At 71.7% G+C, this 8,655-nt stretch carries 4 protein-coding genes and 2 tRNA genes; 3 read left to right on the forward strand and 3 right to left on the reverse strand.

Features of this window, described 5'->3' with window-relative positions; genetic code table 11:
* Positions 1–61 precede the first annotated feature (61 nt).
* Positions 62–1,711: a long-chain fatty acid--CoA ligase gene (locus tag ACZ4LX_RS30955; protein WP_467650141.1), complete on the forward strand. Its 1,650-nt coding sequence runs from the start codon at positions 62–64 to the stop codon at positions 1,709–1,711.
* 123 nt (positions 1,712–1,834) lie between these two features.
* On the opposite strand, the gene ACZ4LX_RS30960 is transcribed toward ACZ4LX_RS30955, so the two are convergent.
* Together ACZ4LX_RS30960 and ACZ4LX_RS30965 are read right to left on the reverse strand one after the other, a co-directional pair.
* Complete coding sequence (locus tag ACZ4LX_RS30960) at positions 1,835–6,442, reverse strand: PAS domain-containing protein (RefSeq protein WP_467650140.1); 4,608 nt, start codon at positions 6,440–6,442, stop codon at positions 1,835–1,837.
* 213 nt (positions 6,443–6,655) lie between these two features.
* Positions 6,656–7,120: an SSI family serine proteinase inhibitor gene (locus ACZ4LX_RS30965; RefSeq protein ID WP_467650139.1), complete on the reverse strand. Its 465-nt coding sequence runs from the start codon at positions 7,118–7,120 to the stop codon at positions 6,656–6,658.
* Positions 7,121–7,355: 235 nt separating this feature from the next.
* On the opposite strand from ACZ4LX_RS30965, the gene ACZ4LX_RS30970 reads away from it, so the two are divergent.
* Together ACZ4LX_RS30970 and ACZ4LX_RS30975 are read left to right on the forward strand one after the other, a co-directional pair.
* Positions 7,356–7,446 (forward strand) — tRNA-Ser (locus ACZ4LX_RS30970).
* A 298-nt stretch (positions 7,447–7,744) separates the two neighbouring features.
* Positions 7,745–7,817, forward strand: a tRNA-Arg gene (locus tag ACZ4LX_RS30975).
* Between the two features lie 69 nt (positions 7,818–7,886).
* Here the strand turns inward: ACZ4LX_RS30975 and ACZ4LX_RS30980 are convergent.
* The gene (locus tag ACZ4LX_RS30980; RefSeq protein ID WP_467650138.1) at positions 7,887–8,327 is read right to left on the reverse strand and encodes a VOC family protein; all 441 of its coding nucleotides are present in this window, start codon (positions 8,325–8,327) and stop codon (positions 7,887–7,889) included.
* Between the last annotated feature and the right edge of the window lie 328 nt (positions 8,328–8,655).

Raw genomic sequence — 8,655 nt, forward strand, 5'->3', positions numbered from 1 at the left:
GTATGTGCGCAGAATCTTCCCACTTGTCGCGACGTGGCGACGGCACCCCCGGGAGGATGCTGTGTACGGCACCATGCAGGATGTACCGCTTCTGATCAGCCGGATTCTGGAGCACGGGCGAACCATCCACGGACGGTCGACCGTAACCACATGGACCGGCGAGGAAGAACCGCACCGCCGTACCTTCGCTGAGATCGGCGACCGCGCCGCACAGCTTGCCAACGCCCTACGCGACGAACTCGGAATGACCGAGGGAAGTGTTTTGGGGACGTTGATGTGGAACAACGCGGAGCACGTGGAGGCATACCTCGCGATTCCCTCCATGGGCGCCGTCCTCCACACCCTCAACCTCCGGCTTCCCGCCGAGCAACTTGTCTGGGTCGTCAAGCACGCCGACGACAAGGTCGTCATCGTCAACGGCTCCGTACTGCCGCTCCTCGCCCCGCTGCTGCCCCAGCTGACGTCGCTGGAGCACGTGGTCGTCGCGGGTCCCGGTGACCGCTCGGTGCTGGACGGTGCCGCGGTGCGGGTGCACGAGTACGAGGAGCTGATCGCCGGCCGCCCCACCAGCTACGACTGGCCCGAGCTGGACGAACGCCAGGCCGCCGCCATGTGCTACACCTCGGGCACCACGGGGGACCCCAAGGGCGTCGTCTACTCCCACCGTTCGATCTACCTGCACTCCATGCAGGTCAACATGTCCGAGTCGATGGGCCTGACCGACAAGGACACCACCCTGGTGGTCGTCCCGCAGTTCCATGTCAACGCCTGGGGTCTGCCGCACGCCACGTTCATGTCCGGCGTCAACATGCTGATGCCGGACCGCTTCCTCCAGCCCGCCCCGCTCGCGGACATGATCGAGCGCGAGCGGCCGAGCCACGCCGCGGCCGTTCCCACCATCTGGCAGGGGCTGCTTGCCGAGGTCACGGCCAACCCTCGCGACCTCACCTCGATGGCCAACGTCACCATCGGCGGTGCCGCCTGTCCGCCCTCCCTCATGGAGGCGTACGACAAGCTCGGCGTCCGCCTCTGCCACGCCTGGGGCATGACGGAGACGTCGCCCCTCGGCACCATGGCCAACCCGCCCGCCGGTCTGACCGAGGAGCAGGAGTGGCCCTACCGCATCACGCAGGGCCGCTTCCCGGCCGGTGTCGAGGCGCGGCTGGTGGGCCCGGCCGGTGAGCACCTGCCGTGGGACGGCGAGTCGGCCGGTGAGCTTGAGGTGCGCGGCGCCTGGATCGCCGGTGCGTACTACGGCGGAGCCGACGGTGAGGCGCTGCGGCCCGAGGACAAGTTCAGCGAGGACGGCTGGCTGAAGACCGGCGATGTCGGTGTGATCAGCGCGGAGGGCTTCCTCACGCTCACGGACCGGGCCAAGGACGTCATCAAGTCCGGCGGCGAATGGATCTCCAGTGTCGAACTGGAGAACGCGCTGATGGCGCACCCGGATGTCGCCGAGGCGGCGGTCGTGGCCGTCCCCGACGACAAGTGGGGCGAGCGTCCGCTCGCGACCGTCGTCCTCAAGGAGGGCGCCACTGCCGACTACGAGGTGCTGAAGGCGTTCCTCGCCGAGTCGGGTATTGCCAAGTGGCAGCTGCCGGAGCGGTGGTCGGTCATCGCGTCCGTACCGAAGACGAGCGTCGGGAAGTTCGACAAGAAGGTCATCCGCAAGCAGTACGCGGCGGGCGAGCTGGACATCACCCAGCTCTGACAGCAGCGCCGAGCCGAGGGCCGTCCGTGGCCCCGGGACATGACGGTGGACATGACGAGGGCGGTACGGGAACTCCCGTACCGCCCTCGTAGCCGTAGCCCGACAGTCGTAGCCGACAGTCGTTCAGTTCGTGCCGATCTTCGCGAGCAGGTCGACGATGCGGGACTGCACCTCGTCGCTCGTCGAACGTTCGGCCAGGAAGAGGACGGTCTCGCCCGAGCTCAGCTTCGGCAGCTCCGTGCGGTTGATGTCGGCCGAGGTGTAGACGACCAGCGGGGTGCGGTTCAGCTGGCCGTTGGCACGCAGCCAGTCGACGATTCCGGCGCGGCGGCGACGTACCTGCATCAGGTCCATCACAACCAGGTTCGGCCGCATCCGGGTCGCGAGCGAGACCGCCTCGCTGTCCGTGGCGGCGCAGGCGACCTGCATGCCGCGCCGCTCCAGGGTCTGCGTCAGCGCGATCGAGATCTCCTCGTGCTCCTCGATCAGCAGGACGCGCGGCGGATGCTGCTCGCTGTCGCGCGGGGCGAGTGCCTTGAGGAGTACGGCGGGGTCGGCACCGTACGCCGCCTCCCGCGAGGCCTGTCCCAGACCGGCGGTCACCAGGACCGGCACCTCGGCCGCCACCGCGGCCTGGCGCAGCGACTGCAGGGCCTTGCGGGTGATGGGGCCGGTCAGCGGGTCCACGAAGAGCGCAGCGGGGAACGCCGCGATCTGCGCGTCGACCTCCTCGCGGGAGTGCACGATCACCGGCCGGTAGCCGCGGTCGCTCAGCGCCTGCTGGGTGGAGACGTCGGGGGCCGGCCAGACGAGCAGTCGGCGCGGGTTGTCCAGCGGCTCCGGGGGCAGTTCGTCGTCGACGGGCTGCGGGGAGGGGCGGTTGGCGACCTCGACGGCGCCGCCGGGTCCGTCGAGCGGCTCCGGCCCCTCGGCCGCGCCCTCGTCGGGCGCGCCTATGGCGTACGCGCGTCCTTCGGCCGCCGGAGTGGCGAGCAACTGCCCCGAACCCTGGCCCTGCACGGTGCCGCCCGTGCCACCTGGCCCGGTCTGCGGGGTGGGCGGCTGCGGCGGGGTGCCGGCCGGTGCGGAGGCCGACGGCGGCAGCGCGCCGCGCTCGTCCCGGTCGCCCTCGGGCGGCGCGGCAAGCTTGCGGCGCCTGCCTGCCCCACCGACGCCACCGCCACCGCCACCGCCACCGAGTGTCTGGTTCTGCTGGTGGGCGATGTGCTGGGCGAACGGCACGCCCTGGCCCAGCGTCCGCACGCTGAACGCGCGCCCCTGCGTCGAGTCCGGCGAGCCGGGCATCGGCGCTTCGGCGGGCAGCGGCTGCCGCCGGGAGTCCGGACCGGGCGAGAGCCGCCGAGGCCTGCTCCCGTCGTGACCGGCCGGGCCCGCAGAGCCATCAGCGCCCTCGGGAGCGGCGCCGCGGGCGTTGCCGACCGTGGTGGTACCGGTGGTGTGCGTGGTCCGGCCGGAGGCGACCGGGCCGGGGAGATCGCCGTCCGGCGCTTCCTGGAGGGCGGGGCCCTGACCCGATGCGTCGTCGTTGCCCCAGCCGACGGGCGGTGCGGGCTGGGCGGGCGGCGCGGTCGGTGAGGGCTGCGCCGACTGTGCCGACCGCGAGGGCGGCGAGAGCTGATCGGACGGACCTGCCGGAGCGCCGTGTTCACCCGGCCCGGTCTGCCCGCCTTGGCCGAAGCGCCCGCTCTGCTCGGGCAGGCCGAACGGCGCGGCCTGCTCCTCCTGCTGCGGCTCCTCATGTGGCTGGGGCTGCGGCTGGGGCTGAGGTGCATCGGCGTGCCGGGCCCGGCGCCGCCCGGTCGGGAGCGGGTGAGCCTGCGGCGGGGTGTGGTCGTGCTCCGGCGCGTCGGCCGCCACGTCATGGCGCCCCGGAAGCGAGGTGTCGGCCGCACCGGCGGGGGGCGTCACCCGGTCGGCGTCGGCGGGCGGGAGCGCGAACGGGACGCGCGGGCCCGCCTCGGCCTGGGCGGCCCGGTCCTGGGCGGCCGACAGGGGGCGACGGGCGCGCCGGCCGTTCGGCTGCTGTGGCTGTGGCTGTGGCTGTGGCTCCTGCGCCGGCGCGTTGGCCGGTGCGCCGGGGGACGCCTGCCCGGAAGCCGCCGCCTCCTCGTATGCCGGAGCCTGCCCGTGCGCCCGAGCGGGGTCGTCATGGCCGGGGAAGGCCGCGGGTCCCGCGACCTCCACAGCGGTGCCGGCGGTACCAGCGGTGTCGGCAGCGCCGTTCCCGGCGGCCGGAAGCGCCAGCTGGTTCTCGCCGCCCCGGTGCGCCCGGTGCCCGTCCGTCGGCATCGACATCGGCGCCTCGGCCGGCACTCCTTGCGAAGGCACTCCTTGCGAAGGCACCCCCTGCGAAGGCATACCCAACGCAGGAGCCCCCTGCGACGAAGCATCCAACGCAGGAGCATTCTGCGAGCTAGCACCCTGCGGCGAGGCTCCCTGCGACGGAACACCCTGCGGCGGAACGGTCTGCCCGAGCTGCGGACGGCCACCGGCCCCCTGGGCGCCCTCGGCGGCCGTCACCACGGACCCCTCCGAAGGCGAAGGCGAAGGCGAGGGCCCTGCGGGCAGCGCGAGGGCCTGCCCCGGCCCCTGCTGCCCCGCGACCGCCAGTTCGCCGCTCTCCGCCGGACTGGGCCGCCCGCGCCTGCGCCCGGAGCCCCCGCCCTGCGGGACCGGACCGAGCTCGTGCGGGCCCGCCGCGTGGGCTGCGGCCGCGTCGACGGACCCGGGAACGGGACCGGTCCCGGCCTCCCGGCGCGCACGCCGGCGCCCGGTCGGTTCGGGCGCCCCGGTGCCCGCGACCGCGGACTCGTCGGCCCCGGGCCCGCCGGTGCCGTCGGAGCCGCCCACCGGGCTCTCCAGGAAGGCATCGGTGGAGCCCCTGCGCGCCCGGCGCCGCCCCCTGCCGCCCTCGGTGACCGGGGGGACCTCGCCCGACGGCCCGGAGGCGTCCTGGGCCTCAGGAACCGGCGGAGCCACAGCGGCCTCGGGAGCCACCGGCGGCATCACGGTCCCCGAACCCGCACCGAGCGGGACCTCGAGCACATACGCGCTGCCGCTCATGCCCGGCATCTCATGCGTCTGGAGCACACCGCCGTGCGCCCGCACGATCCCGCGCACGATCGGCTCGTGCACCGGGTCTCCCCCGGCGAACGGCCCGCGCACCTCGATCCGTACGACGTCACCACGCTGCGCCGCCGCCACGACGACCGTCGAGTCGACATACCCGCCGCCCGGCACCAGCCGGGCCTTGCCGGTCGAGTCGACCCCGGCGACGTCCGCGACCAGATGCGCGAGCGCGGTCACCAGCCGTCCCGCGTCGACCTCGGCCTCGATCGGCGGCGCGTGCACGGCGAACTGGGCCCGGCCCGGACCGATCAGCTCGACAGCGGCGTCGATCCCGGCCGTGACCACACCGTCGAGCAGCACGTTCGCCTTGACCAGCGCCTCGGCCCCGGCGTCCAGGCGCTGGTAGCTCAGCACGTTGTCGACGAGCGTCGTCATACGCGCGTAGCCGGCGGCCAGGTGGTGCAGGATCTGGTTGGCCTCGGGCCACAACTGGCCCGCGGGGTCGGCGGCGAGCGTGGACAGCTCGCCGCGCAGCTCCTGGAGCGGCCCGCGCAGCGACTCGCCGAGTACGGCGGTGAGCTGGGTGTGCCGGGCGGAGAGGTCCGCCAGCCGCTGCGCCTGCTCCTCCAGCTCGGCGGCGTACCGCTTGGTGCTGTCCGCCAGTTCGGCGGTGTGCTGTTCCGTCAGCCCGGTGACCTCGGCGGTGTGCCGCTCGGTGAGTTCCGCGACCTCGGTGGTGTGGCGCTGGGTGAGTTCCGTGACCTCGGCGGTGTGGCTCGCGGTCAGCTCGGCGGTCTCGGTCCTGCGCCGCTCGTCGAGTTCCTCGTACGGCCGACGGTCGGTGAACGTCATGACCGCGCCGACCAGCTGGTCGCCGTCGCGCACGGGCGCCGTGGTCAGGTCGACGGGCACCTGCGCACCGCTCTTGGACCACAGGACCTGCCCGCGTACCCGGTGCTTGCGCCCCGACTTGAGGGTGTCGGCCAGTGGCGATTCCTCGTACGGGAACGGCTCGCCCTCGGCCCGTGAGTGCAGGATCAGCGGATGCAGCTCCTGACCGCCCAGGTCGCTGGCGCGGAAGCCCAGGATCTGAGCGGCGGCGGGATTCACCAGGACTACCCGGCCGTCCGTGTCGGTGCCCACGACGCCCTCGGCCGCAGCCCGCAGGATCATCTCGGTCTGCCGCTGGGACCGGGCCAGCTCGGCCTCGGTGTCGACGGTGCCCGACAGATCGCGCACGACGAGCATCAGCAGCTCGTCACCCGTGAAATTGCCGCTGTACGAGCCCTGGACGTCGGTGTACGCCGCCTGCCCGTCCTCCAGGCTGGCGCTCGTCACCTCGACGGGGTACTCGTTGCCGTCGGTACGCCGCGCGGTCATCCGCGTGGGCTTGGTCCGGCCCCGCTCGTCCGCAGCCTCCGGCCTCCGCATCGACCCCGGGATCAGCTTGGAGTCGAACTCCGGCAGCAGATCGAGCAGTCCGCGACCGACGAGCGCGGTGCCCGGGGTCTCGAACATTTCGAGGGCGATGGTGTTGGCGTTGACGACCGTACCGTTGCAGTTGACGAGCAGAAGCCCGTCCGGAAGGGCATCGAGTATGGCTGCGAGGCGAGCAGCGCCTCGGGATGGCCTGCTGCTCACGACGACGCTTCCTCCCTGATTACTGCACCTTGCCGACAGCGGGCCCCATCTTGCCCCTCGGGCCGCAGGCTGTCACTGGAGGAGTCTAAAGGCTGGGGAGGGACAAGGGGCGGCGGATGAGGGGGAGCTCTCACCAAGGTTCTGTGCATTCGGTGTACGGCTCTGGCCCATTACGTGACCCGCGAGCTGCCCCGGATCCGGCGCAGCCGCAGCTCACCGGACGTTCGGGAGCACCGGCCGCAGGTTGTTCCAGCGTCCGATCTCGCACCCGTTGGTCCGGTCGAACGTGGAGTCGACGCTTCGCCCCTGCCACGTCCCGGTGATCCGTGCGGTGGCCTGTCCGCCGAACTGCTGGGTGCACATCGTGCCCCGGGGCACCGGCGCGAACGCGTCCCCCTTCTCGCCCGGCAGCTGCGCCAGCCGGTCGCACGCCTGCCGCGCCACCGGGTGGCTGCCGCCCGCCGGGTCGCAGTCCAGCTCGTACCTCCCGTCGGCCTCCGGGTTCCCCGATCCCGACACGACCACGGTGAGGTGCGTGCCGTCGTCGTCGTTCTGCAGCACGGGCAGCGGCAGCGGCAACGGCAGCGGAAGAAGACCGCCCGCAGCGGTCGCCGCGGGCGTGGCGGCGGACAGGGCCGCCAGTGACACGACGGCGGTGAGGGCGAGGCGACGCATCATTGCGGACTCCTGTGGTCGTACGTGTCGCCGGCACCGGCGGGCGACGAAGAAGGACGAAGAAGAACGAAGGGCGGGTGCCCCGCCCTGACTAACGCTCCGAACGCCACGGCGTTGCGCAACCGCAGGCGCTTTGCCCTCGCGGCCGACTGCCTAGTAACGTAGGCAGCGATTGGTGACAGGGCGCTCAGCTGTGTCATCATCTGCACGCACCACTCGCGCTCGCGCGGGGTGTGCTGGAGGCGTCGCCTAGTCCGGTCTATGGCGCCGCACTGCTAATGCGGTTTGGGTCTTAAAGCCCATCGAGGGTTCAAATCCCTCCGCCTCCGCTTCATCACCGAAGCCCCGAGCCACTGGCTCGGGGCTTCGGTCGTTCCTGCGTCGAGATGGGACGAGACGAGACAGGGCGAGGCGAGGCCGGCTGGGGCAGCGGCTGGGGCGAGGGCGTGAGCGGGCCGGGACGGGACGGGCTGGGACCGGGCCGGGACTGGGCCGATCGGGGGTGTCTCGAACCGGTGATCCCGCAGGTCAGCAACGGTGCGGCTAATGGATTTCGCGTCACGGCGCAGGTCATGTAATGTTGTTCTCGCAACGCCGACGGGGCAGGAAAAAGCCCGGGACGCACAAGCACTCGTAGCTTAACGGATAGAGCATCTGACTACGGATCAGAAGGTTGCAGGTTCGAATCCTGCCGAGTGCACAGCAAGCAAGAGGCCCTCAGGAGAAATCCTGAGGGCCTCTCTCGTGTGCGCGGTTCGGTTGCCGCTTCTCAGCTCAGCTGCTCGGCCAGCCCGACGATGATGCCTTCCGGCCCGCGGAGGTAGCAGAGCAGATAGCTGTCCTCGAACCGGGCGATCTCGCCGACGAGCTCGCCGCCGTGAGGGCGCAGGCGGGCCACCGTGTCCTCGATGTCGTCGACGGCGAACATGACGCGGTGCGTGCCCAGGATGTTGTGCGGCCGGTTTCGGGGCTCGTCGCTGATCGCTGCGGGGGTCCGGTACTTCGCGAGTTCGAGCCGGCTGTGGCCGTCCGGGGTCCGGACCATCGCGATGTCGCAGCGGACGCCGTCCAGTCCGGTGCACCGGTCGGCGAAGAGGCCTTCGACCGTAGCCCTGCCCTCCAGCTCCATGCCGAGCTCGACGAAGAACGCGACGGCGGCGTCCAGGTCCTCGACGACGATGCCGACGTTGTCCATCCGCTGAATCGCCATGCGGGCTTCTCCTTCTATCTTGTACGGCCGGTGGTGGCCGGTTGCCCCTGATGCTGCTGGACGGAGCCGGTGGCACGTTCTCGACATCCCCATCCCCGGAACGCCGGACGCCGAAGAATGCGGCTCGTCCCGCAGACAGGATTCGTCCGGATGGAGGTACCCGCCCGTTCCTTCGGGCAGGTGCCGTGGCTTCGTAGGCCCCACTGATTCCGCGTAGCTGCCATGGCGGCGTGTTGAAGCTCCTATTGCTGTCAAGCGGTCTGGAGCCAGTCGCGGTAGGCAAGGGCGAGGTCGTCGTCTCTGCTGAGTCCTCTTTCGAGCCTGGAGA

The organism is Streptomyces sp. NPDC026062, from assembly GCF_055568375.1.

Bases quoted from the DNA above. Each gene is read 5' to 3' on its own strand.
- ACZ4LX_RS30980 (WP_467650138.1), bottom strand. From the start codon at position 8,327: ATGGCGATTCAGCGGATGGACAACGTCGGCATCGTCGTCGAGGACCTG.
- ACZ4LX_RS30965 (WP_467650139.1), bottom strand. From the start codon at position 7,120: ATGATGCGTCGCCTCGCCCTCACCGCCGTCGTGTCACTGGCGGCCCTG.